The organism is Actinomycetospora corticicola, from assembly GCF_013409505.1.
Classification (GTDB): domain Bacteria; phylum Actinomycetota; class Actinomycetes; order Mycobacteriales; family Pseudonocardiaceae; genus Actinomycetospora; species Actinomycetospora corticicola.
The window spans coordinates 583,692-605,538 of record NZ_JACCBN010000001.1; the positions used below are offsets into that span (position 1 = coordinate 583,692).

The 21,847-nt window shown below is 73.9% G+C and carries 25 protein-coding genes and 1 tRNA gene; 14 read left to right on the top strand and 12 right to left on the bottom strand.

The annotated features are described in order from the left end of the window. Window positions 1-13 precede the first annotated feature (13 nt). Entirely contained in the window at window positions 14-886 is an 873-nt protein-coding gene (locus BJ983_RS02845; protein WP_246325518.1) for a TrmB family transcriptional regulator, read from the top strand. A gap of 1 nt (window position 887) precedes the next feature. Here BJ983_RS02845 and BJ983_RS02850 read toward each other — a convergent pair whose 3' ends face one another. From BJ983_RS02850 to BJ983_RS02860, 3 genes are read right to left on the bottom strand one after another with little or no spacing between them, the layout of a single operon-like run. Continuing rightward, complete coding sequence (locus BJ983_RS02850) at window positions 888-1,646, bottom strand: SDR family NAD(P)-dependent oxidoreductase (protein WP_343053657.1); 759 nt, start codon at window positions 1,644-1,646, stop codon at window positions 888-890. Between the two features lie 2 nt (window positions 1,647-1,648). Continuing rightward, the gene (locus tag BJ983_RS02855) at window positions 1,649-2,398 is read right to left on the bottom strand and encodes a TIM barrel protein (RefSeq protein WP_179792418.1); all 750 of its coding nucleotides are present in this window, start codon (window positions 2,396-2,398) and stop codon (window positions 1,649-1,651) included. Then, entirely contained in the window at window positions 2,391-3,074 is a 684-nt protein-coding gene (locus BJ983_RS02860) for a ThuA domain-containing protein (protein WP_179792419.1), read from the bottom strand. The genes BJ983_RS02855 and BJ983_RS02860 overlap by 8 nt, the downstream gene beginning before the upstream one ends. 136 nt (window positions 3,075-3,210) lie before the next feature. Between BJ983_RS02860 and BJ983_RS02865 the strand changes: the two genes are divergently transcribed. After that, the gene (locus tag BJ983_RS02865; RefSeq protein ID WP_179792420.1) at window positions 3,211-3,522 is read left to right on the top strand and encodes a TfoX/Sxy family protein; all 312 of its coding nucleotides are present in this window, start codon (window positions 3,211-3,213) and stop codon (window positions 3,520-3,522) included. A 68-nt stretch (window positions 3,523-3,590) separates the two neighbouring features. On the opposite strand, the gene BJ983_RS02870 is transcribed toward BJ983_RS02865, so the two are convergent. After that, entirely contained in the window at window positions 3,591-4,622 is a 1,032-nt protein-coding gene (locus BJ983_RS02870; protein ID WP_179792421.1) for an AbrB family transcriptional regulator, read from the bottom strand. A gap of 66 nt (window positions 4,623-4,688) precedes the next feature. On the opposite strand from BJ983_RS02870, the gene BJ983_RS02875 reads away from it, so the two are divergent. Then, window positions 4,689-4,991, top strand: a complete 303-nt coding sequence (locus BJ983_RS02875) for a hypothetical protein (protein ID WP_179792422.1) — start codon at window positions 4,689-4,691, stop codon at window positions 4,989-4,991. A 120-nt stretch (window positions 4,992-5,111) separates the two neighbouring features. Here the strand turns inward: BJ983_RS02875 and BJ983_RS02880 are convergent, their stop codons facing one another. After that, entirely contained in the window at window positions 5,112-5,939 is an 828-nt protein-coding gene (locus BJ983_RS02880; protein ID WP_179792423.1) for an SDR family oxidoreductase, read from the bottom strand. A 46-nt stretch (window positions 5,940-5,985) separates the two neighbouring features. Here BJ983_RS02880 and BJ983_RS02885 point away from each other — a divergent pair, with 46 nt between their 5' ends. The 6 genes from BJ983_RS02885 (at window position 5,986) to BJ983_RS02910 (ending at window position 10,663) form a co-directional block, all read left to right on the top strand. Next, window positions 5,986-6,414 carry a MarR family winged helix-turn-helix transcriptional regulator gene (locus BJ983_RS02885; RefSeq protein WP_179792424.1) on the top strand — a complete coding sequence of 143 codons (429 nt, stop codon included), beginning with the start codon at window positions 5,986-5,988 and terminating at the stop codon, window positions 6,412-6,414. Window positions 6,415-6,544: 130 nt separating this feature from the next. Continuing rightward, window positions 6,545-7,360 carry a serine hydrolase gene (locus tag BJ983_RS02890; RefSeq protein ID WP_179792425.1) on the top strand — a complete coding sequence of 272 codons (816 nt, stop codon included), beginning with the start codon at window positions 6,545-6,547 and terminating at the stop codon, window positions 7,358-7,360. Window positions 7,361-7,466: 106 nt separating this feature from the next. After that, the gene (locus BJ983_RS02895) at window positions 7,467-7,643 is read left to right on the top strand and encodes a hypothetical protein (RefSeq protein ID WP_179792426.1); all 177 of its coding nucleotides are present in this window, start codon (window positions 7,467-7,469) and stop codon (window positions 7,641-7,643) included. 262 nt (window positions 7,644-7,905) lie between these two features. Continuing rightward, on the top strand, window positions 7,906-8,541 hold the full coding sequence (locus BJ983_RS02900) for a LysE family translocator (protein ID WP_343053660.1): 636 nt from the start codon (window positions 7,906-7,908) through the stop codon (window positions 8,539-8,541). Between the two features lie 308 nt (window positions 8,542-8,849). Then, window positions 8,850-10,367, top strand: a complete 1,518-nt coding sequence (locus BJ983_RS02905; RefSeq protein ID WP_179792428.1) for an SDR family NAD(P)-dependent oxidoreductase — start codon at window positions 8,850-8,852, stop codon at window positions 10,365-10,367. Window positions 10,368-10,586: 219 nt separating this feature from the next. Next, window positions 10,587-10,663: transfer RNA gene (locus BJ983_RS02910), tRNA-Trp, on the top strand. Window positions 10,664-10,681: 18 nt separating this feature from the next. Here BJ983_RS02910 and BJ983_RS02915 read toward each other — a convergent pair. The 3 genes from BJ983_RS02915 to BJ983_RS02925 all read right to left on the bottom strand — a co-directional run bounded on the left by BJ983_RS02915 (window position 10,682) and on the right by BJ983_RS02925 (window position 13,076). Next, window positions 10,682-11,245, bottom strand: a complete 564-nt coding sequence (locus BJ983_RS02915) for a hypothetical protein (RefSeq protein WP_179792429.1) — start codon at window positions 11,243-11,245, stop codon at window positions 10,682-10,684. Between the two features lie 22 nt (window positions 11,246-11,267). Beyond that, window positions 11,268-12,068 carry a hypothetical protein gene (locus BJ983_RS02920; protein ID WP_179792430.1) on the bottom strand — a complete coding sequence of 267 codons (801 nt, stop codon included), beginning with the start codon at window positions 12,066-12,068 and terminating at the stop codon, window positions 11,268-11,270. A 231-nt stretch (window positions 12,069-12,299) separates the two neighbouring features. Beyond that, complete coding sequence (locus BJ983_RS02925) at window positions 12,300-13,076, bottom strand: hypothetical protein (protein WP_179792431.1); 777 nt, start codon at window positions 13,074-13,076, stop codon at window positions 12,300-12,302. A gap of 107 nt (window positions 13,077-13,183) precedes the next feature. Between BJ983_RS02925 and BJ983_RS02930 the strand changes: the two genes are divergently transcribed. The 5 genes from BJ983_RS02930 to BJ983_RS31440 all read left to right on the top strand — a co-directional run bounded on the left by BJ983_RS02930 (window position 13,184) and on the right by BJ983_RS31440 (window position 17,699). Beyond that, window positions 13,184-13,975 (top strand): LuxR C-terminal-related transcriptional regulator, encoded by a 792-nt coding sequence (locus tag BJ983_RS02930; RefSeq protein ID WP_179792432.1) that lies wholly within the window; start codon window positions 13,184-13,186, stop codon window positions 13,973-13,975. After that, window positions 13,972-14,580 carry a TetR/AcrR family transcriptional regulator gene (locus tag BJ983_RS02935; RefSeq protein ID WP_179792433.1) on the top strand — a complete coding sequence of 203 codons (609 nt, stop codon included), beginning with the start codon at window positions 13,972-13,974 and terminating at the stop codon, window positions 14,578-14,580. Before BJ983_RS02930 ends, BJ983_RS02935 begins: the two co-directional genes overlap by 4 nt. Window positions 14,581-14,683: 103 nt before the next feature. Further along, on the top strand, window positions 14,684-16,222 hold the full coding sequence (locus BJ983_RS02940; protein ID WP_179792434.1) for an AMP-binding protein: 1,539 nt from the start codon (window positions 14,684-14,686) through the stop codon (window positions 16,220-16,222). Window positions 16,223-16,326: 104 nt separating this feature from the next. After that, entirely contained in the window at window positions 16,327-17,571 is a 1,245-nt protein-coding gene (locus BJ983_RS02945) for an acyl-CoA dehydrogenase family protein (RefSeq protein ID WP_179792435.1), read from the top strand. Between the two features lie 2 nt (window positions 17,572-17,573). Continuing rightward, the gene (locus tag BJ983_RS31440) at window positions 17,574-17,699 is read left to right on the top strand and encodes a hypothetical protein (protein ID WP_281376250.1); all 126 of its coding nucleotides are present in this window, start codon (window positions 17,574-17,576) and stop codon (window positions 17,697-17,699) included. Window positions 17,700-17,736: 37 nt separating this feature from the next. Here the strand turns inward: BJ983_RS31440 and BJ983_RS02950 are convergent, their stop codons facing one another. From BJ983_RS02950 to BJ983_RS02960, 4 genes are all read right to left on the bottom strand, one after another. Further along, the gene (locus tag BJ983_RS02950; protein ID WP_179792436.1) at window positions 17,737-18,081 is read right to left on the bottom strand and encodes an Rv1352/Rv1906c domain-containing protein; all 345 of its coding nucleotides are present in this window, start codon (window positions 18,079-18,081) and stop codon (window positions 17,737-17,739) included. A gap of 862 nt (window positions 18,082-18,943) precedes the next feature. Beyond that, window positions 18,944-19,984 carry a 2-dehydropantoate 2-reductase N-terminal domain-containing protein gene (locus tag BJ983_RS32035; RefSeq protein WP_218890070.1) on the bottom strand — a complete coding sequence of 347 codons (1,041 nt, stop codon included), beginning with the start codon at window positions 19,982-19,984 and terminating at the stop codon, window positions 18,944-18,946. A 10-nt stretch (window positions 19,985-19,994) separates the two neighbouring features. Further along, complete coding sequence (locus BJ983_RS30090; protein ID WP_218890071.1) at window positions 19,995-20,651, bottom strand: TetR family transcriptional regulator; 657 nt, start codon at window positions 20,649-20,651, stop codon at window positions 19,995-19,997. Between the two features lie 16 nt (window positions 20,652-20,667). Next, complete coding sequence (locus tag BJ983_RS02960; RefSeq protein WP_179797308.1) at window positions 20,668-21,828, bottom strand: alpha/beta fold hydrolase; 1,161 nt, start codon at window positions 21,826-21,828, stop codon at window positions 20,668-20,670. Window positions 21,829-21,847 lie beyond the last annotated feature (19 nt).

Consider the following 21,847-nt stretch of genomic DNA (forward strand, 5'->3'; position numbering starts at 1 on the left):
GACGATGGGCGCCATGTCGCAGCAGAGCGTCATCGACGAGCTGGGCCGCCTCGGGATGTCGGGGTACGAGGCCAAGGCCTACGTCGCGCTGGTCGCCGCCGGGACCCCGCTGAACGGCTACGAGGTGGCCAAGCGGTCGGGCGTCCCGCGCAGCACCGTCTACGAGACGCTCGGCAAGCTGGTGACGCGCGGCGCGGCCTATGAGGTGCGCGCGGGCGAGGCGAGCGTCGGCTACCTGTCGCTCCCGCCGTCGGCCCTGCTCGACCGGATGCGCCGCGAGTTCGACGCCTCGATGGACGCCCTGTCCGACGCGCTGCCGCAGATCGCCGCCCCGACCCAGGTACGCATCGTCCACAACCTCACCGACCGGGAGTCGCTGCTCGACCGCGCCGAGGACGTGGTCGCCGCGGCCCGCGACGACCTCTTCGTCTCCGGCTGGCCCGGCGAGATCGCGCCGCTCAAGACCTCCGCCCGCCGCGCCGAGGCCGAGGGCGTCGACGTGTCGGTGGTGAGCTTCGGCGAGGACGACGAGCCGGTCGGCCGCACCACGGTGCACCGCTACTCCAGCCCCGAAGTCGTGCTCGAGAACCTGGGCTGCCGCCTGCTCGTCGTCGCGGCGGACCGCGAGCAGGCCGTCATCGGCGGCGTGGTCGGCGACGACGCGTGGGGCGTCTACACCGACGACCCGGCCGTCGTCCTCGTCGCCGTCGAGTACGTCCGCCACGACATCGCCCTGCACCTCGTCGCCGAGAAGCTCGCCCCCGACGACTTCGAGCACTTCTGGGAGAACGAGCCCGCCCTGCGCCGGCTGCGCGACGACCACGGCATCCCGGCGGCGCTGCTCCAGCTCGGCACGGCCCGGCCGCCCCGACGACGCCGGCGGTAGCTCAGGCCTGCGTCACCCCGAGCCCGAGCCCGCCGTCGACGGTGAGCACGTTCCCCGTGACCCACTCGGCGGTGAGCAGGTACTCCACGGCCTCGGCCACCTCGGCGACGGTGCCCGGACGTCCGAGCGCGTGCGCCGGGCCGAGCGACTCCATCCGCTCGGCCGCCGTCGCGTCGTCGAAGAGACCCGCGCGCTGGTTGATCTCGGTGAGCACCCCGCCAGGGCGCACGCAGCTGACCCGGACGCCCTGCGGTCCCAGTTCCGCCGCGAGCACCCCCGTCAGCGTCTCCAGCGCGCCCTTCGTCGCCGCGTACGGCGAGGCCCCGGGGAAGGCCCGCTGGGTGTGCACCGACCCGAAGAACACGACGGCGCCCCGCGCCTCGACGAGCTGGGGGAGGGCGAGCCCGGTCAGGAGCATCGGGGCGATCGTGTTCGAGGCGAAGACGTCGTGCAGCCCCTCGGCGGTCAGCTCGGCCAGCGGCCCGCGGTACATGTTGCCCGCGGCGTGCACCACCGCACCGAGCCCGCCGCCGTGCTCCACCGCCGCGTCGACCATGGACCGGCGGTCGGCCTCCACCGTCACGTCCCCGACGACGCCCCGGGCGCCGGTCCGCGCCGCCACGGCTTCCACCCGGTCCCGACGACGGCCGGTGAGGGTCACGTGCGCCCCCAGCCCGCTCAGGCGTTCGACGACGCCCTCGCCGATCCCGGACCCACCGCCCGTGACCAGCACGGACATCCCCTCGATCGCGCGTCCCACCGTCAGCTCCTCCCGTCCAGCACACCCTGCGTCGCCGCCCGCAGCGCCGCGGCCCGCTCCCGCGGCTCGGTGTCCAGCAGCTCGTCCGACTGCACCTCGACGGCGAGCGGGAGGTCGGCCGGCAGCGCCCCCAGGAAACGCGCGAGGTCGAGTCCGCCCTCGCCCGGCGGCAGCCGGAGGTGCCGCGCCTCGTGCGCCAGGTCCGCTCCCGACGGCGGGTCAGCGGCGTCGGTGAGCTGCGCGTAGCCGACCACGTCGGGGTCGGCCGGCGCCCCGAGGTCGTCGCCCGCGCGGTGCAGGTGCAGCGGGTCGAGCAGCACCTGCGCGCCCGCCGCTCGCGCCACACGCTCGGCGTCGGCCCGTCGACGCAGGCCCGTGAAGGCCATCGACTCGAGCGCGACCCGTGTGCCCGTGCCGCGCAGGTGCTCGACCAGCGCCGCGACCTGCTCGACCGCGAGCGCCTCGTCGTCGTGATCGACGACCGTGAGGAGGAAGCGCGCGCCGAGCGTGGCGGCGGCGTCCGCGAGCGCGCGGTGGTCGTCGGACAGCGGACCCGCCGCGAGGCGCACCACCTCGACGTCCAGCAGCCCCAGCCCCGTCCGCGCGAGGGCCGTCCCGACGGCGGGTGCCTCGCGTCGCGGGTTCGACAGCCGCACCCCGGCCCACCCGTATCCGGCGTCCGCAGCGCACTCCACGACGTCGTGCGGGGCCAGGTCGAGCACGCTCCCGGCGCTCAGCGACACCTCACGCACGGGCGGCCCAGCGGATCGCGCGGCGCACGATCTCGGCGTGCTCCGGGATCTCGTACGACGGCGGGTGGTGGCCCAGCAGGTCGACCGCGACGCGCCCGCCCCCGTGCTCGCGCGCCCACAGCAGCGGCATGACCCGTCCGTCGGGCTGGGCGGCCTCGAGCAACGGGTCGACGGAGGCGGTGAACTCGAGGTCGCCGTACACCTCGTCGACGAGCGCGAAGTCCGCGACGCCGTCGACGATCCCGTGCGCCCCGGCGACGGAGACGTCGATCGACGGCCCCAGCGGCGGGTGCTGCGAGCGACCCCAGATCCAGCGGGCGCCGAGCGCATCGGCCCACTCCGGCCAGTCGTCGAAACAGATGGGGGCGGTGTGCATCGCGAGCAGTCCACCGCCGCCCGCGAGGTGCGCGTCGAAGGCAGCGCGGGCTCGCGACGACGGGCTCGCCCCCTCCGCGTCCGCCTGCACGCGGTAGCGCTCGGGCACGCCGGGATTGACCATCGTCCAGCGCAGGGCGTTGACGACGAGCAGGTCGGCTCCGTCCAACGCGGGCAGCGCCGTGTCGACGTCGGTGTGCACCTCGGCGTCCAGACCGACCGCCGCGAGCTGTTCGGCCAGGCACGCCGTCGTCGCGGGGAAGTCGTGCGTCAACCCGCCGGAGAGCACCACCGCGCGCATGGACCACTCCCGTCGTCAGGAAGCTGACGACTACGGACCCTAGCGCACCTCCGGTGCATGCAAAGCGTCACTGCGTGCACCCAGCGCCAGGAAAAGCCACACCGTCGCGGGGCCGGGCGCGGCACACTCCACGGGCATGACCGACCTGGCCGCCCGCGTCCGGGCGCTGCTCGACGTGCCGACCGTGGAGAAGCGGATGTTCGGCGGCATCTCGTTCATGGCCGACGACGCGATGCTGCTCAGCGTGCGGGGGAGCGGGGACCTGCTCGTCCGCGTCGACCCGGCGCGCAGCGAGGAACTGCGGGCCGACCACGGCGCCACCCTCACCACGATGGGCAACCGCTCGATGGGCCCGGGCTGGCTCACCGTGCCGGCCGGCCGCCTCGGCACCGCCGAGCAGTTGCAGTTCTGGCTCGACGTGGCCCTGGAGTTCAACGGCCAGCGGTGACCCCGACCGAGCGAGCGACCCGTTCGCAGCCTCTATGTGCGCGACAGTGCCGCTCGGTCAGAACGACCTCACCGCCGCGCCAACCGTGCCAACGCCGGGGCGACCAGCAACATGAGGATCACCCGCACGACCTGGACCGCCACGACGAACGTGACGTCCCCGCCCGCGGAGATCGCTGTGGCGAGCACCGCGTAGATGCCGCCAGGGTTCGTGGCGAGGTACCCCTCGAGCGGCGACACCCCGGCGACGGCGGAGAGCAGCAGCCCGAGCGCCGCGCAGACGCCCATGATCAGCAGGATCAGCGCGGTCGCGAGCGGCAGGACCCGCAGCACCGTCCGCACCGCCTCGCGTGTGAACCGCACGCCGGCCTGCCACCCGATCACGGCGTAGGCGACGTCGACGAGCAGGTCCGGCGCCGACCCGCCGAAGGTCAGGCCCGCGACCGACAGCACGATCGCGACCACCATCGGCCCCAGCAGCGCCCCCGCCGGCACCTTCAGCTTCTCGGCGGGCCACGCGGCGAGCGAGCACACTGCCACCAGCGCGAGCCCGACGTACCAGGGCGCGGTGCCCTCCTCCGACCCGCCCGACCCGACGTGCGAGGCGCCGAACACCACCGCCGCGACCACCGGCATCGTCGCCGTGACCAGCCCGACCCGCAGGTACTGGATCACCGACACGATCCGCTCGTCGCCGCCGATGTCGCGCGCGATCGCGGTCAGGCCGGAGGCGCCGCCGGCGGTCAGCGCGAGCATCCCGGTCAGCGGCGACACCCCGCGCTGCACCCCGAGCAACAGGCCCGCGCCCATGCTCGCGGCGAGCGTCCCGAGGCTGACCAACAGCACCGGCAGCCACTGCGACGCGACGGCCGCGAGCGTGTCCGGACGCGCCAGCAGCCCGATCACGACCCCGATCACGGCCTGCGCCCCGCCCACCGCCAGCCGGGACACGGTCCTCGGGCCCAGCCCGAGCAGCGCGAGCACGGTCGCGGCGCCGAGCCCGGCGAACAGCGCCGCCGACGGCACGCCGACCGCCTGCAGCACGAGGGTGATCAGCAGCGTCACGGCGGCCAGCACCGTCCACCGCAGCCAGGTCGCCATCGCCGTCGACGATCTCGCAGCCACCCCGACCCGTCGAGCGGATGTGGTGCGCGGGACTAGTCGTCCGTGGGTCGCGTCGTGGTGGTGCGCGGCGGCTTCGTCGTGGTCGTCGCCTTCGAGGTGGTCGGCTTCGAGCTGGTCGTCGGCTGTGAGCTCTTCCCGACGGCGGGTGTGGTCGAGCTGGTCGCCGCCGGCGCGTCGACGAGCATGACGGGGGTCGCCGTCGTGCCGGCGGCACCCGCCTCGCGGCCGGGCGGCGACGTGGTGAGCGCGGAGCCCACGAACATCAGGCCGACCGCGGCGAGCGCGGTGACGATCGAGGTCAGAGCCGTGACGCGCAGCTGGCGTCGCGTGGACGGTGTGCTGTGAGCCGCCATGAGCGGTCGCCCTCCCGGAAGTCGCGGCCGTGGTCGGCCGCTACCGGGAGAACGACCCGCGGCCCGACCGGACCCCACCCGTCGTCGGGAATGCCCGGATCGAAGGACGGACTCAGGCCGCGCCGACCAGCTCGTCCCGGTGCGCGACGACCCAGTCGCGGAAGGCCCGGGGCGGGCGTCCGGTCACCTCGGCGACGGTGTCGGTGGTCCGCAGTTCCTCCGGGGTCGGGTGGCCCAGCATGGCGACCATGTAGTCGAGCGCCGCAGGCGGAATGGAGGGGTTCGACTCCCGGAACTGCTCCTCGGTCAGCGATGCGAAGGTGAGCGGCCGCCCGAGGACCTCGCTGATCGCCCCGAGCCGCTCGCGCGGGGTGGGGGATTCGCGGCCGGTGAGCGCGAGCGTGGCGCCCGCGTGCCGGTCGTCGAGCAACGCCTCGGTGGCGACGGCGGCGATGTCCGCGGGGTCGATCATCGGGTTGCCGACGTCGGCGAACGGGGCCTCGACGTGCCCCTGCGCGATCATCGGGGTCCACCAGAGGGCGTTGGACATGAACTGACCCGGGCGGAGCACCACCGCGTCCTCCCGCACGGCCCGGACCTGCTCCTCGAGGTGGCGGTGGTGCTGCGCCTCGGCCAGGTCGGTCCGGGTGGCGACCGAGAGCGTCGAGAGCAGGACGACCCGTCGCGGGGACGCGCTCTGCAGGGCCTGCCGGACGGGCCCGGCGTCGCCGAACACGTTGAGGAAGACCGCGTCGACGCCGTCGAGGGCCGCCGAGAGCGCCCCACCGTCCGACGGGTCGCCCCGGACGACCTCGACGGGCGCCGGCAGCCCGGCGCGGTCCGGGTCGCGGGTGAGGGCGCGGACGTCCTGTCCGCGCGCCACGAGCAGGTCGACGAGCTCCCGGCCGATGTTCCCGGTCGCGCCGGTCACGAGGATCATGGTGCTCTCCCTCCGAGAGGTAACAGTCAACTGTTACCCTTCCACCATGTCGGAGGAAACCCTGCCCGCGTGGGATCTCGTCCGCACCGCGCACGTGGTCGGTCTCCGCTTCGGCGAGCTGTTCACCGCGCTCGACCTCACGCCGACCACCTTCGCCGTCCTGTGGACGCTCGCGGAGGACGAGGGACTGACGCAGGCCGAGCTGGCCCGCCGCGTGCTGGTGCGACCGCAGAGCATCGCCGCGCTGGTCGTCGGCCTGGCGAACCAGGGCTACGTCGAACGGGAGGGCCCGGGTGGGCGGGGTCGGCGCGCGGGGATCACGCTCACGTCCGCCGGCCGGGACGCCCTCGACCGGGCCTGGCCGGCCGTGCGCGCCTTCAACGAGCCGGCGGCGCTGGGACTGACGCCGGCCCAGGTCGCGATGCTCGGGGAGATCCTCGATCGACTCCGGACGGCGCTGGAAACAGCCGACTGATCCTTCGGCGAGGGTGCGCCCGCCGTCCGCGTGAGGGGAACCCTCGAGCCACAAGAGCGCTCGAATCCTCCCCTCACGGGCGGCACACCCCGAACGGGCAGCCGTCCGGGTGAGACGGTGGCGGGCGGTCGTGCTGGGTGTGCTCGTGCTCGTCCTCGCGGCGTGCTCGGTGCCGGACCCGCCGGTGTCGGGTTCCCGCAGGTCGGCGCCGCCCGCCCCACCGACGGCCGTGGCCTCTCCGGCACAGGGTGCGGTCGACGCCGGGGACGCGGCGGTCGCGCGCGACGACGCGACGGTGGGCATCGCGGTGCTCGACCGCCTGACCGGCACGCTCGCCACCAACGACGCGGGCGCATTCGCGTTCCACTCGGCGTCGTTGTCGAAGCTGCTCACGACCGTCGACGCGTTCACCGGGCCCGCCGAGGTCACCGAGTCCGACCGACAGCGGATCGTGGCGGCGCTCGGCCCGAGTGACGACGACGCCATGAACGCCCTGTGGTCCCGCTTCGGCGGGCAGGAGGGCATCACGCGCGTGATCGACGCGCTCGGGCTGCAGGACACCGCCGTGCCGGACGACCCCTCCCAGTGGGGCGAGGTCCGACTCTCGCCGCGGGACGTGGTCAGCGTGCTGGACTTCGTGGCGGACGGCCTCGCACCCGCGGCGCGCGACCTCGTCCTCGGCGCCCTCGCCGCGGCCCCGGAGGAGGGCGCCGACGGGTTCGACCAGGCCTTCGGGCTGCTCGACCCCGCGCAACGCGGGGACGCGCGGGCGAAACAGGGCTGGCTGTGCTGCCTCGACGACCGCATCGACCTGCACTCCGCCGGCTTCCCCGACGCCTCCGAGCGCTTCGCCGTCGCGATCCTCTCCCGCCAGCCCCTCGGCTACCCGGCAGCACGGCAGGTCCTCGACGACGTCGCGGCCGCGGTCCGCGGTCCCCTCGCCTGAGCCTTCCCGACGGCGGGTCCTGCCGCTCCTCCCCGCACGAGCGGAACCCTCGTGCCATCAGAGCGCACGCATCCTCCCCTCACGGTGGCCGCCGTACCGTGGAGCCATGACGGCGTTCGGCGGCGTGTTCCGTGCTCCCAAGCTCGAGGGCGTGGAGGAGGGCGAGGACTCCGGCCAGCGCGCGCGGCTCGTCGGGCTCGACCTGGACAGCGGCGTCGTCCGGGTCCAGGCGCGCCGCCCGGCCCCCCAGCCCGAGCCGGTCGAGGACGACCCGGAGAGCTGACCGCGGTCGAGGAACCGAGTCGTCGGGACTCGGTTGCGCGGACACGGTTCGCGGTCGCGGCCGGTCGGCATCAGCGCCCCCCACGGGCGTGCAGCTCGCGCGCGAACGTGGTGGCGACCTGCGAGGTCGCGCCGGTGACGAGGGCGAGGTCCACGGCCGGACTCCGACATGCAGCACCGGTGCCATGCACCGCGGTCGGTGCCCACGACCGTCGTCGGGAGAGACCTCGCCGCGAGAGGCGCCGCGTGGTCCACTCCCGCTCGTGGACACGCGCCTGCTCGCCTTCGTCGGCACCGCCGCGCTGATCATCGCGATCCCCGGCCCGAGCGTGGTGTTCGCGATCAGCAGAGCTCTGGTGGTGGGACGTCGGAACGCGCTCGCCTCCGTCGTCGGGAATGCGCTGGGCGTGTTGCTGCAGGTCGCGGGGCTGGCGATCGGGCTCGGGGAGCTGATCGAACGGTCCGTCGCCGCGTTCACGGTGATCAAGCTCGTCGGCGCGGCCTACCTGGTGTGGCTCGGGGTGCAGGCGATCCGGCACCGTCACGACGCGTCCGACCAGCTGGCCGCGGCGACGCCGGAGGCCGGGACCGGGCTCGTCCGCAGCGTGTTGCGCGGGGTACCGGTCGGGTTGTTCAACCCGAAGACCGTCGTGTTCTTCGCGGCCTTCCTCCCGCTGTTCGTCGACCCCGGCCGCAGCGTCCCGGGGCAGCTGCTCGTGCTCGGTGCCCTCTTCGCGGGCATCGCCGTGGTGCTCAACAGCATCTGGGCGCTCACCGCGGCGTCGGCGCGGGCGTGGTTCAGCCGGTCACCTCGACGCCTGGCGGGGCTGGGCACCGTCGGGGGCGTGGCCACGATCGGCCTCGGGGCGGGCGCGGCGACGGCGCAGCGGGCGAGCTGACCCGACGTCGTCCGGCGGCCGCCGCTGCGTCGGGATCACCGGCTCGCGCATGGCGGCGAGCGCCTGCTCGTCGAGCGTCCCCCTGCGCACCATGTCGACCCACGGCGCGACCACCCACGCCAGCGCCGCCACCGCGGCCACCCCCACGACCATGCCCCACGCCCCCGGCTCGCACATCGTGCGGAGGAGCCTAGGAGAAATGTCCGGAGCGGTCGTTCACGATTCCGTGACGACGGACCTTCCGGCGTCGATACGCTGACCGGCAGGCACGCGCGAGATGGTTCTGAGCAGGGGAGGGGAGTGCCGGAGTGACCGTGGACCTGGCGGGGCTCCGGACCGCACTGGTCACCGGAGCCAGCTCGGGGATCGGACGCGCCCTGGCCGAGGCACTCGCGGCACGGGGGCACGATCTCGTTCTGGTCGCCAGGGACCGGACCCGACTCGAGGCGCTCGCCGAGCGGGTGCGGCAGCAGCACGCGGTGGGGGTCGAGGTGCTGGTCGCCGACCTCACCGACCCGGACGGCGTCGCGCGGGTGGGGACCCGGCTCACGCAGACGGAGCGACCGGTCGACCTGGTGGTCAACAACGCCGGGGACACCGTCGACGCCTCGCTGGGCGACGTCGACGTCGAACGACTGCGCCGCCACGTCGCCCTCAACCTCGGCGCCGTCCTCACCCTCACCCGCACCGCACTGCCGGCGATGGTCGCCCGCGGCCGTGGCGCGGTGGTCAACGTCGCCAGCGTCGACGTCTTCGTGTGCAAGGCCGGTCCCGCCGCCGTCTACAGCGCGGGGAAGGTGTGGGTCACGGTCCTCACCGAGTCGCTGGCACAGGAACTCCGGGGGACCGGCGTGCACGCGATGGCCCTGTGCCCCGGCCTCACCGACACCGAGTTCTCCGAGAGGAACGAGGTCGGTGAGACGGCGCCCCGCCGGCTCGGTGCCCGCTCCTGGTCGCCCGCCGACATGGCGGACGCGTGCCTCGGTGATCTCGCGCGGGGTCGGGTCGTCTCCGTGCCGGGCGTCCGCTTCCGCGTCACCGCGACCCTCGGTCGTCTCGTGCCCTACCGGCCGTTGGGTGTCCTTCCGACCCTGGCCCGACGACGCCGGTCCGGGCTCGCGGGTGTCGACTCCCGTCGCGCCCTGATCACGTCGGCGGACTCCGACCTCGGCGGCGCCGTGGTGCGCGCTCTCCTGGCCGCGGGCACGGAGGTCGTCCTGGTCGGTCGCACGGAGGACCGGATGGCCCGGCTGGTCGAATCGCTCGGGAGCGCCGAGCAGCAGGCCGTCGAGGTGGTGGTCGCCGACCTGGCCGAGCCCTCCGACCGGGAGGACGTCTGCCGACGCCTCCGGGACCAGGACAGGCCCGTCGACCTCGTCGTGCTCGGGGTCGAGCGGCCCTCGTCGTCCACGAGCTTCTCGGGGACGCCCCTCGACGTCCTGCAGTCCGAATTACAGGCCGGCCCGATGGCCGCGCTCGAGGTCCTCCGCGCCGCGCTGTCCGCGATGTCGGCCGGCGGAGGGGGACGCATCGTGACGCTGCCCGACGCCGCCGGCCTGGACCCAGGACAATCGCCGACCGACGCGTTCCTGCTCTCTCTCACCCGGTCGCTGGGCATCGGTGTGCTCGGGTCCAAGGTGGACGTCGTGGCCGTGATCCCGCCGCGTTCGGGTGCTCTGTCGCGACATTCCCGGCGTGAGATCACCGGTGCCACCCGGTCCGGCTCGTTGGTCGTCGCGCCGCCGCGTGTCGCGCTGTTCGATCTGGCATGCCGGGTCGTTCCCCGGGCGGTGCGCCGCCGGCTGGCGACCCTCATCCGTCGCTGACCGGGCGACCGAGATCGGCGGCCAGGCCCCCGACGGCGCGGCACACGGACCGGGCTCCGGGGCCAGCGCGCCCGGCCCCTGCCGGAACCGAGTCCGGTGGACTCGGTCTTGCGCGTCGCGGTAGCAGGTCGAGGCTCGGCCGGGCAGCCCGCGCGCTCAGGGGCGGGCGCCCTGCAAATTCGCTCGCACGCATCGCTGCCGCTCGCTACGTTGCTAAGCGCGGGTGTAGCTCAGAAGGCCAGAGCTGTCGTCTCCAAAGCGACCGGTCGGGGGTTCGAGTCCCTCCACCCGTGCCACGAAGGACTCGGCCTCGGTCAGGCGATCGCCAGGCAGACCGCCGTTGCCGTGACCGACGTGTCAGGGCCGCCGTACGCGAGGACCTGAAATCCGTTGGTCCGCTCTCCGGTGTCTCCGAGGCTGTAGCCCACTCCGGCGGTGTCGCCCTCCGGTCGTCCGTCGACCGTCCACGATCCCGTTACGACGGTCTCGTCCTGACGGCACTCGGCTCGAACGAGCGTCCCCGAGTAGGAACCTGGAACGTCCTTCGACACGCTGCGGCGCTCGACGCGCGGCTTGGCCGGCCCGTTCATGACCGGCAGCGGGACGGAGGCCGAGGTGTCGACGAGGTTCCACCGCACCGGAGTTTCCTGCAGGAAGCCGGGCCGGGTGATGCATCCACGGGTCGGGGTGGCGACACGCAGCACGCCGGTCTGCTTGTTCACGCACCCGTCGAGCGTCGGCACCGTTGCACGCGGTGCTGCCGCGTAGGCCGTGGTCGCCACGGCCGACAGGACCGCGAGAACCCCCAGCACGATGAGCAGGCGTCGCTTGACAGGCAAACTGGTCTCCCTGGTTGTCGTGCCGCGCCCGGAGATCACCGGAGCGGTGTCTCGCGTGCGACTACTCCCCGCAGAAGCCGTCGCCGTCGCCGTCGCGTTCGCCCGGGAGGCAGGGATGTCCCGACTGCCCAGAACGGGCCTTCGTCCTGGGGGCCGGGACGTACGGGCGATCGACATCCGCGTCGACATCGACGTCGGGCTCCGAGGTGACCTCGGTCGTGGTCGTCGGGGCGGGCTCCTCGGTGGCGGTCGCGGGCCCGGTACTCACGCAGGAGGCGTACCAGGCGTTGGCGGCCCTGCTCTGCCATGTCTTCGCATAGTCGAACCCGTTCGGCAGCGTCATGACGACGGATTGGAAGCCGGCGGGAACGGCGGTGGGAGCATCGGTTCGCGCTGCGTCGGGCGCTGCGATCGACACCTGCTGTCCCGCCAGGAGTTCTCTCGCCGTGGCGAGGTCGGTCCCGTTTCGGCAGGGGTCGGAGGTCGTCCTGCCCTGCATCATCGTGACGTGCAGGCGTCGGCCGTCGACGGTGACGAGATTCTCCGGCGACTGGACTCCGACGACTGTCACGGCGGCCGGTAGCGCATTCGGGTCCGGAGCGGAAGCTGCCTGGGTGGCCTGTTGGAACCCCTCGTTGCTGTCAGGGCTCATCGCTCCACCGATGAGAAGCGCGATGACACTCAGAACGATCGCCGTGATCGCGGGACCCTTCGCGGGCTTGCCCCGGCGAGCACGAATCAGGGCGACGACCGCCATCACGATGACGACGAGCGCGAGGAAGATCGCAAACGACGGTACGAAGAAGCTGAGGATCGCCGCCAGGATCGCGCCGAGCGCTGCGAACGCGGCGAGCGCGCTCATCTCTTCCTGCTGCGGCGCGGAGTGCCGTGTCATGAGTTCCCCCTCGATGTCCCCTGATCGGGAACGACGCGAGGGGTTGCTCGGTGACGAAACGTGACTGCCGCTCAGACTCGTGGGCTCCGAGGTGGATCGCTCGAAGAACGCGATCATGCGCGCAGGGACCCACCCGCCGGGTCTGACCGACACTGCTCATATCCCGCGCTGCGGGTTCGCCCAACAACGACAGCAGGATCAGCGAGCTCCCCAGGCGGTCACGGCCTCGGTCAGCCGGGACCGCTCGCGGGCGTAGAACGCCACGCGGTGACCGTTGCCGCCCGACGGATGCGGGAAGCCCGACAGGACCCGCCCGGGATCGACCCCGGCGAGCCGGACGCCCTGCTCGGCGGCCACCCCCAGCGGCACCACCAGCGCGTCGGGCGCGGATGCGAGGGCGGCCGCGAGGACGCGCTCGGCGAAGGCCCGGAGCAGCGGGTGGCGGCCGAGTGCCGGGGACGAACCGCGGTAGTTCTCCCCTCCGCGCACGAAGACGGGGTGGCAGACGACGGAGGTCATCGCGACCAGATCGATCCGGTCGTGGAAGAGGTCGTCGCAGGTCGGGATGCCGAGGGCGGCGGCGAGGCCGATCCCGTCGAGCATGGCGACGAGGTTGCGGCGCATGGGGCCGGCGAAGCTGGCCGTCGACTTCGCCAACCCGAGGGCCACGTCGAGGTCGGCGCCGGCGCGGAGAGCGGCCGAGGCGGTGGCGAGCGCGAGCCGCGCCTGGGACCGGCCGGGGGTGATCCCGACGAGTGCGACCCGCGCCGAGGCGTTGAACCGGTCGAGGGGAGCGAAGTACACCTCGAGGGCGGGGTCGCGGTGGAGCAGGAAGCGCTCCGCGGTGACGTCGTCGCCCGTCACGGGATGGTGGAGGTCGCGGAGCGCGTCCTCGAAGGTGACCGAGCACCAGTCGGCGCTGATGGTGTCGTCGGCGGCCGCAGCGACGAAGCAGTGGTGGCCTGTCGTGCTCACCGACCCATGGTGCGGCCCGGGGCAGGCCCTCGTCCGGACGCCCATCGGGGCTCGAACACCGAGTAGTGTCTCTACTCCTTCCTAGAACGTCGGGGCGGTGGGACGCGATGGCGATGGTGGCGACGGGGTCCGACCCGCACCTCGAACGCGCCGTCCGGGCCGTGGCGGAGCTCGACGTCGTCGACATGGCGTTCGCGGCGTCGATGCCCTCCTCGCAGACGTTCCGGCTGGGCTACATGCGTGGCCACCGTGCGGGCTCGATGGACGGTCTCGAGACGTCCGTCGGGGCCGGACTCGGGGGGAAGGTGCTGGCCCTGGACCGGCCGCTGGCCGTGGCCGACTACGCGCGGGATCCCGGCATCACCCACCAGTTCGACCAGGCCGTGGCGGCCGAGGGGCTGCATGCGGTGTTCGCCCTGCCGGTCCGGGCAGGGAACGAACTCCGCGGTGCCGTGTACGGGGCGGTCCGACGGCCGCTGGACCTCGGAGAGCGGTTCCTGCGCAGCGCGGTCCGTGCGGTGCGGGCGGCGACGCGGGTGACCGCGCCGCCACCGGCCGGCGTGGTGCTCGGGTCGGACGAGGTCGCCGAGCTGCTGGACATCCTGGCGGCGACGCGGCCCGCCGTCCCCGACGCCGACGTCCGCGACCGGTTGGACCGGCTGACGTCGCGCCTGGACCGACCGTTCCCCGAGATCACCGCGCACGCCGCTCTCTCGTCCCGCGAGCTCGAGGTGCTCGGCGTCGTCGCGCTCGGCTGCGGGAACGCCGAGGTCGCCCGCCGGCTCCTGCTCAGCGTCGAGACGGTGAAGTCCTACCTGAAGTCGGCGATGGCGAAGCTCGACAGCCACACCCGCAGTGAGGCCGTCCACCGGGCGCGGGCCGCCGGACTGCTGCCGTGACCGACGCACCGGCGACGCCGAGCCGGATCGAGCGCAAGCGTGCGCAGCGGGTGGCCGAGCTGGAACGGGCCGCGGCGCGGCTGTTCGCGCAGCGCGGGTACGACCGGACCAACTTCGAGGACGTCGCCGCCGAGCTCGACCTGCGCGGACCCAGCCTCTACCACTACTTCTCCTCCAAGGACGACCTGCTCCGGCGCTGCCTGCACAGCTCCTCGGAGGAGGTCCTGGGACGGCTCCGCGCCCTCGCCGACGCGCCCGGTCCTCCGGCAGAGGTCCTCCGGGCCCTGTTCCGCGAGCAGGTGCTCATCGAGGTCCGCGACTTCCCGGAGTTCGCCCCGCTCTTCCTGACGATGCCGGTGTCGGTCCCCGAGATCCGCGCGATCGTCCTCGACGTGCGGCGCGCGCACGCGGCGATCTTCGAGGACGTGGCCCACCGGGTCGTCGAGGGTCTCGCCCCGGACATTCTGCGGGTCCGGATGTCGGTCGTGTTCGGGGCGCTGGCCTACGTCCCGGAGTGGTACGACCCGGCCGGCAGCCTCGCCCCGGAGGCCCTCGCCGACGAGCTCGCCGACACCCTCCTCGCGCTCTTCATCGCGGAGCGCTGACCCGGCGACCCCTCGATCGTGGGTATCGGGGGTGTGACCCGGGCCATAGCGTCGGGCGTCCGACGGTCCCGCCAGGCCGCGCTCGACGACGAGGAGCCCCGCCGTGGACGTCCCCAGCCTCATGCGCCAGTCCATGACCCTCTACCGCGACCGCACCGCGCTCGTGACCGAGACCAGGGCCTTCACGTTCGCCGAGGCGTGGGAGCGGGGGGTCCGGCTCGCGAACGGGCTGCGGGCCCTCGGGGTGCGGCCGGGGGACCGGGTCGCCGGGCTCGAGGACAACAACCTGGGTGCCGCGGACCTGTTCCTCGGGTGCGCCATCGCCGGCGCGGTCCGGGTTCCGCTCTACGCCCGCAACGCGCGGCAGTCCCACCTCCACATGATCGAGCAGACCCAGACGCGGGTCGTGCTCGTCGACGCCGCGCACGCCGCGGAGGTCGAGGGCCTCGACACGGACATCGAGGGACTGTCGCGCATCTTCATCCGCGACGACGGCTACGAGGCGTGGCTCGCGGAGCAGTCGGACGTCGATCCGGAGCTCGAGGTCGACGGCGCCGACTGGTACATCATCCGGCACTCGGCCGGGACCACCGGTCGCCCCAAGGGCATCGGCTACACCCAGCACGACTGGCTCGTGAACTGCCGGAACTGGTACTACCGCCTGCCCAACCTGCAGACCCACAGCGTCGTCGGGCACGCCGGGCCCATCTCGCACGCCTCGGGCTACCTGTTCCTGCCGGCCTGGCTGCACGGCAGCGTCAACCTGTTGTTCGGGGCGTTCGACGCGGCGAAGGTGCTCGCGATGATGGAGCGCCACGGCGTGACCCACATGTTCGCGCCGCCGTCGATGGTCCAGATGCTCACGGCGGAGCCGACGCGCTCCGGCCGCGACCTGTCGGCGTTGGAGTGCCTCCTCGTCGGGGGCGCCCCGATCACCGACGCGACCGCCCTGGCCGGCCGTGCGGCGTTCGGGGACGTGCTCCACCAGGTCTTCGGTCAGACCGAGGCGGTGCCGCTCACGGTGATGACGCCCCAGGAGTGGTTCTCCGAGGTCCCGGGCTCGCAGCCCCTGCGGGCCGCGGGCAAGGTGCTGCCCTTCGCGCGGCTGGAGGTGCGCGACGAGGAGGGCACGGTCCTCCCGCTCGGCGCCGAGGGCGAGCTGTTCGCGCGGGTGGAGTCGCAGATGTCGGGCTTCTGGAACGACGACGAGCTCACGGCCACCCGGCTGATCGACGGCTGGATCCGCACGCGGGACATCGGGCGCATCGACACGAACGGCTACGTCTACATCCTCGACCGGGCCGACGACATGATCGTCTCGGGCGGCTTCAACATCTGGCCCGCCGAGCTCGAGTCGGCGATCGCCGACCACCCCGCCGTCATCGAGGTCGCGGTCTTCGCCGTCCCGCACGAGAAGTGGGGCGAGACCCCGATGGCGGTCTGTCATGTCGCGCCCGACGCCGAGGTGACCGCCGACGAGGTGATCGAGCTGGTCCGCCGCCGGCTGGGCTCGTACAAGAAGCCGGGCGGCGTCGAGTTCACGCACGAGCCGCTGCCGAAGAACGTCGTCGGGAAGCTCCTGCGCAAGGCGCTGCGCGAACCGTACTGGGCGCACCAGGAGCGCCGGGTCGCCGGCGCCTGAACGATCGTGCAGTTCGCCGTGCCGAACGAACGCACCGAAAATCTAGTAATGGCTAGAAGAACGAGCGTAGCGTCGAGAGTCGCCGACCACCCCGGGAGCCAGCGATGACCCAGACCACCGAACGGCCCGTCGACCAGGCGTCCGACGCGCTCCTGGAGGAGGACTACGGCGTCCCGTGGGCGCTGGAGGACCACCACCTCGAGTGGCAGCGCGCGATGCGGGACTTCTGCACCCGCGAGGTCGCGCCCGGTGCGGCGGAGCGCAGCATCGAGGGGCGGTTCGACGCCGACCTCGCCCGGGCCGCCGGCCGTCTGGGGGCCTACGGGCTGCTGGCGCCGGAGCGCTTCGGGGGCGGGGGAGCGGACCTGCGGACCCTCTGCCTCGCGGCCGAGGAGCTGGCCCGCGTCGACTCCTCGCTCGCGGTGACCGTGCACGTCCAGGCGATCAGCGTCGCTCTCCTCGCCCACCTCGCGCAGGGACGGGACGACCTGCTGGACGAGGTGCTGCCGTCCGCCTGCACCGGCGAGACGTTCGTGTCCTTCGGCCTCACCGAGCCGACGGGGGGCTCGGACGCCGGCAACATCGCGACGACCGCCCGCCGCGACGGCGACGGCTGGGTGCTGAACGGCGCGAAGCAGTTCATCACCAACTCCGGCACCCCGTTCTCCCGCTACGTGATCCTCTTCGCCGCCACCGGCGACGCCGTCACCCCGGCCACGGTGGCAGCGCGCGGCCGCCGGCCGGTGTCGGCGTTCCTCGTGCCGCTCGACGCGCCCGGGGTCACCGTCGGGGGCACCTACGCGAAGATGGGGTGGCGCGCCTCGGACACCCACCCGCTGTTCTTCGACGAGGTCCGGCTGCCGGCGGACGCGCTGCTGGGCGAGGAGGGCCGCGGCTACCGCGAGGCCCTGGGTTTCCTGACGTGGGCCCGCCTCCCGATCGCCGCGATGAGCACCGGCCTCGCACTCGGCTGCCTCGACGACGTCCGGCGCTTCGTCGCCGACCGCACGTCCTTCGGCGCCCCGCTGGGCGGCCACCAGGGCGTGGCCTTCCAACTCGCGGACATCGCCGCGCTGGCCTCGACGGCGCGGGTCATGACCTACGACGGCGCCTGGAAGTACGACCGCGGGATGCCGATCGCGAAGGAGGCGGCGACGGCGAAGCTGGTGGCGTCCGAGGCGGCGAACAAGGCGGCCTACATCGCGACGCAGCTCGAGGGCGGCTACGGGTTCGTCCAGGAGAGCGCGGCGACCCGGCACTACCAGGACGCCCGGATCCTGACGATCGGCGAGGGCACCTCCGAGGTGCAGCGTCTGCTCCTCGCCCGGGGCCTCGGGCTGCCGGTCTGAGGATGACGACCCCGCCTGGCCCCGAGATCGTCCAGGAGGCGGTCCGCGGCTCGCCCGAGGAGGCCGATCCGGCGTGGCGGACGCGCCCGCCGGACGAGGACGGGGTGGAGACGTACCGCGAGGCCTGATCCTGCTGCGCCGGCGCCGGTCGTCCCGTCGGATCCGTCAGCGGCCGGTCCACTCGCACGGGCCGGCGAGCGCGACAGTCCGACCCTCCTCGAGGCGCACGACGGTGCGGCCGTCGACCACGGCCCGACTGATCGGCGCGCGGTCCATCTCGTCGGCGTCCCCGACCACGAGCCGCCAACTGCAGGTGCCCGCGGGCTCCCGGGTCGAGTACTCGCCCGCGGGGAGGTCCCGTCCGACGGTGTAGGTGCCCGCCACGACCGGGTCGGCCGCCGCGGCCGTCCCACCTCCGGCGAAGGCGAGGCCCGCAAGAATCCCGGCGCTCGCCACCATCGCCGTCGCGGAGATCAGCAGGGCACGAGCGGTGCGGCGCGGGGAGCTCACCGACGACCGTCCCGGCGGAGGTCCCGGTCATGACCCGCAGCCCGCGCCTCCGAGGACGTCCGGCGGAGCGGGCAACCGAGTCGTCGTGACTCGGTTGCTCCGAGGACCTGCGGAGCCCGACCCTCCCGCATCGGACGGGCACCCCCTGCGGCGAGCGCCAGCGATGCGCGGAAGGAACAACGTCGACGTCGGGGGAGCGATCGGGCGGAGTCGGCACGAGCGGTGCCAGCGCTTCGGAGCATCGCCCTGTCTGTCGGCCGAGCCCCGCCGGTCCGTTTCGCCTTGGATCTTGCGGTCTCCTGACGACGGGTCCGAGGCGATAACGGGCGGCTCCGGAGACCACGACACACGGGTGTGGACCGATCACGACCCCAGGAGACCGTCCCGATGACCGAGCGCGCCCGGCCCGTCCCGTCGCCGCATCTGCGGGTGGCTCCACCGCAGCCCGACCCTCGACACGGTCCGACGCCGCAACCCGCACAGCGGAGCAACCCGGCCGTGCCCGCCCCTGCTCCCGGCCCGACGCGGCACCCGGCGACGTTCCAGGAACCGCCGTCGCACGCTCCTCCTGGAGCACCGCTGTTCGGGCCCGCTCGTCCGCAGGCGCTTCACGGCGGCGGCCGGGAGCCTCGCCCCCGGCGGTGGCCGTGGGTCGTCGCGATCGTGGCGGCCTTCCTGGTGGGACTCGCGATCCCGACCGGATCGGACGGCTTCTTCCTGGGCATCCCCGCGTCACCCTTGATCGAGGAGCACGCCGGCGACCCGTGGTCGGCCACCGTGCCCTGCCGCATCACCGCCGCGATCGGTGCCGTGGTCGTCGAGGAGCCCGGGCAGGAGGCGAGCTGTACCGCGCTCTCAGGCGTTACTCCAGCCCGAGGGCCCGCCGGAGCTCGTCCGCGGTGATCGAGCCCGGACGGAGCCCTTCGCGGGCGGCCCGCCGTGCAAGCGCGGTGAGACCCGCGTTGACCGGCGCGGGCCGTCCGATCCGGCGGGCGGTCAGCGCGATCTCGCCGTTGAGGTAGTCGCTCTCGATGCTGCCGGTACCGCGCATCAGCGACTGCCAGCTCGACCCGCCCAGCTGCGCCGGCTCCCCAGGCACGGGGAGGAACTCGAGGCCCTCAGGCTCCCACCCGGCACGGGCCTCCTCCTTCCCGACGACGGGGAGGTCGGCGGCCCCGAGGACCTCCTCGGCCTCGGCGCGGGCCGCCGTCGTGATGTCCTCGGCGCCGGTCGTGTCACCGAGCAGGGCCTCCAGGGCGTTGCCGGTGTTGGCGATCAGCTTGCGGTACTTCCAGCCCATCACCGCATCGGTGGGCCGGACGAGGCACCCGGCGGGCTCCCAGTCCGTCGCGATCGACGCGAGCAGCGAGGAATCGGCGGCGGGGTCGGGGGAGTGGCCGTAGCGACCCAGGTGGAAGACCCCGCGCAGCGGCGCGCCCCGGACGATGACCTCCCCGGGCTCGAGCAGCACCGTCGGGCACCAGACGCACACCGCGAACACCCGCTCCGCCCGTCGCAGGGCGATCTCCTCCCCGGCGACGCCGTTGAGGGCGACGAGCACGGGCAGGACGTCGGCGGCCCGGCCGACCTCGATGCCGTCCCGGTCGTGGACCGGCGCGTCGCCCCAGGTGTCGAGGACGTCGGCGGCCTGCGGGGTCTTCGCCGTCAGGACGAGGACGTCGTCGACGGTCAGGTGCGCCTCGTCCGGTGCGGTGGCGACCGGGACGGCGACGGTCTCGGTGAGGTCGGGGCAGCGCAGCGTGACGCCCCGATCGGCCATGACCCGCGCGTGCTCCCCGCGGGCGACGAGCAGGACCTCCCGCCCCTGCCGGGCGAGCAGCCCGCCGAGCGCGCTCCCGATCGCGCCGGCGCCGAGGAAGACGTACCGCGAGGGGTGATCCACCGTCCCCTTCCTACGCCCCTGCGGAGCCCGACGGCAGGCGGGGCCGGGGACGCCCCTGGAGCCGCCGGACGGCCTCGTCGTCGGGAGAGTCCCCGGCGGGTGCCGTCCCGGGGCGCAGCCCCGCGAGGGCGAGGGCGAGCGCTCGGCGCCAGCTCCCGTCGTCGGGAGACCCGGCAGCCTGGACGCCCGAGACCATGAGGTCGACGAGCACCAGGTCGCCCGGGCCGATCGCGGGATCGATCGTCCCCGCGGCGTGGGCACGGCCGAGGAGGACCTCGATCGACGGCGTGATGCGGGCCTGCGCCCGGGCGGCGAGCTCCATGCCGAGCGGGCCCGAGCGCAGGACCTGGGACAGCCCGCCCTCGCCGGCCTGCTGCTCGGCGACCGCCGTGAGGAAGCGTTCGACGCCGTCGCCGTGCCGGTCGTCGGCGACCGCCGCCTCGGCGAGGGCGGCGACCGCTTCGACGTGCCGGTCGAAGAGCGCCCGGACCAGGGCGTCCCGGTCGGGGAAGCGGCGGTACAGCGTGCCGATCCCGACCCCGGCGGCCGTGGCGACATCCTCGAGGGGCACGCCGTGGCCGCGTTCGACGACGAGCCGGGCGGCGGCGTCGAGGAGTCGCTGCCGGTTGCGCTCCGCGTCCCGGCGCAGCGGCATCCCGTCGGTCACGGCCGGACCGTAGCGCTCACCGTAGGCCGCGGAACGTGGCCCGGACGTCCTCGACGAGCGCGGCGGGCTGTTCCATCGCGGCGAAGTGTCCGCCCCGGTCGTGCCGGCGGTGGTGGACGACCTTCTCGTACCGCGCGGCGATCCAGCGCTCCGAGGCGCGGACCGGCTCCTTCGGGAACACGCTGACGCCGAGCGGGGTGGGGTTCGGCCCGGCCGCGGCGGGCGCCTCGCGGGCCGCCTCCCAGTACAGCCGCGCCGAGGACGCTCCGGCGTTGGGCAGCCAGTAGAGCATCACGTCGTCCAGGATCGCGTCGGCGCCGAGGACGGCGGCGGGGTCGCCGTCGGTGTCGGAGACGTCGACGAACAGCGCGTAGATCCAGGCGGCGAGGCCGACGGGGTTGTCGGCGAGCAGGTAGCCGACCGTCTGCGGCCGGGTCGCCTGGGCGGCGGCGTAGGCCGACAGCTCGGCGCTGTACCGCGCGGCGGACGCGACCATCTCCTGCTCCTCGGGGGTCGCCGAGGCGACCTCGTCCGTCGTCGGGATGGCCGGGACGAGGTTGAGGTGCATCCCGACGAGGCCGGGCGGGGCGTCGCGCCCCATCCGGTCGACGACGGCCGCGCCCCAGTCGCCGCCCTGAGCGCCGAAGCGGTCGCCGTAGCCGAGCCGGGCCATGAGCTCGGCCCAGGCGGCCGCGATGCGTCCGACGCCCCAGCCCGTCGTCGTGGGCCGGTCGGAGAAGCCGAAGCCGGGCATGGAGGGCACGACGACGTGGAAGGCGTCCTCGGCGGACCCGCCGTGGGCGACCGGGTCGGTCAGCGGCCCGATGACGTCGCGGAACTCGAGCACCGAACCGGGCCAGCCGTGGCAGAGCAGCAGGGGGAGGGCGTCGGGTTCGGGGGAGCGGGTGTGGAGGAAGTGGACGCCGACACCGTCCAGTTCGGTGCGGAACTGGCCGAACCCGTCGAGGACCGCCTCGGCGCGCCGCCAGTCGTAGCGCGTGCGCCGGTGCTCGACCAGCTCCTGCATCGCCCCGAGCCGCGGGCCCTGACCGGCGTCGTCGACCGTCTCCGCCTCCGGCCAGCGGACGTGGGCGAGCCGGTGCGCAGGTCGTCGAGCACGGCGTCGGGGACGTCGGGTCGGAACGGGGTGATCGTCACGGCTCGAGAGTACCCCGATGTGGAGGAAAACCTCCCCT

Bases quoted from the DNA above. Each gene is read 5' to 3' on its own strand.
- BJ983_RS02865 (WP_179792420.1), top strand. From the start codon at position 3,211: ATGACCGACCTGGCCGCCCGCGTCCGGGCGCTGCTCGACGTGCCGACC.
- BJ983_RS02945 (WP_179792435.1), top strand. From the start codon at position 16,327: ATGACCCAGACCACCGAACGGCCCGTCGACCAGGCGTCCGACGCGCTC.
- BJ983_RS31440 (WP_281376250.1), top strand. From the start codon at position 17,574: ATGACGACCCCGCCTGGCCCCGAGATCGTCCAGGAGGCGGTCCGCGGC.
- BJ983_RS02870 (WP_179792421.1), bottom strand. From the start codon at position 4,622: ATGGCGACCTGGCTGCGGTGGACGGTGCTGGCCGCCGTGACGCTGCTG.
- BJ983_RS02930 (WP_179792432.1), top strand. From the start codon at position 13,184: ATGGCGATGGTGGCGACGGGGTCCGACCCGCACCTCGAACGCGCCGTC.
- BJ983_RS02860 (WP_179792419.1), bottom strand. From the start codon at position 3,074: ATGCGCGCGGTGGTGCTCTCCGGCGGGTTGACGCACGACTTCCCCGCG.
- BJ983_RS02895 (WP_179792426.1), top strand. From the start codon at position 7,467: ATGACGGCGTTCGGCGGCGTGTTCCGTGCTCCCAAGCTCGAGGGCGTG.
- BJ983_RS02885 (WP_179792424.1), top strand. From the start codon at position 5,986: ATGTCGGAGGAAACCCTGCCCGCGTGGGATCTCGTCCGCACCGCGCAC.
- BJ983_RS02880 (WP_179792423.1), bottom strand. From the start codon at position 5,939: ATGATCCTCGTGACCGGCGCGACCGGGAACATCGGCCGGGAGCTCGTC.
- BJ983_RS02845 (WP_246325518.1), top strand. From the start codon at position 14: ATGTCGCAGCAGAGCGTCATCGACGAGCTGGGCCGCCTCGGGATGTCG.
- BJ983_RS02920 (WP_179792430.1), bottom strand. From the start codon at position 12,068: ATGAGCGCGCTCGCCGCGTTCGCAGCGCTCGGCGCGATCCTGGCGGCG.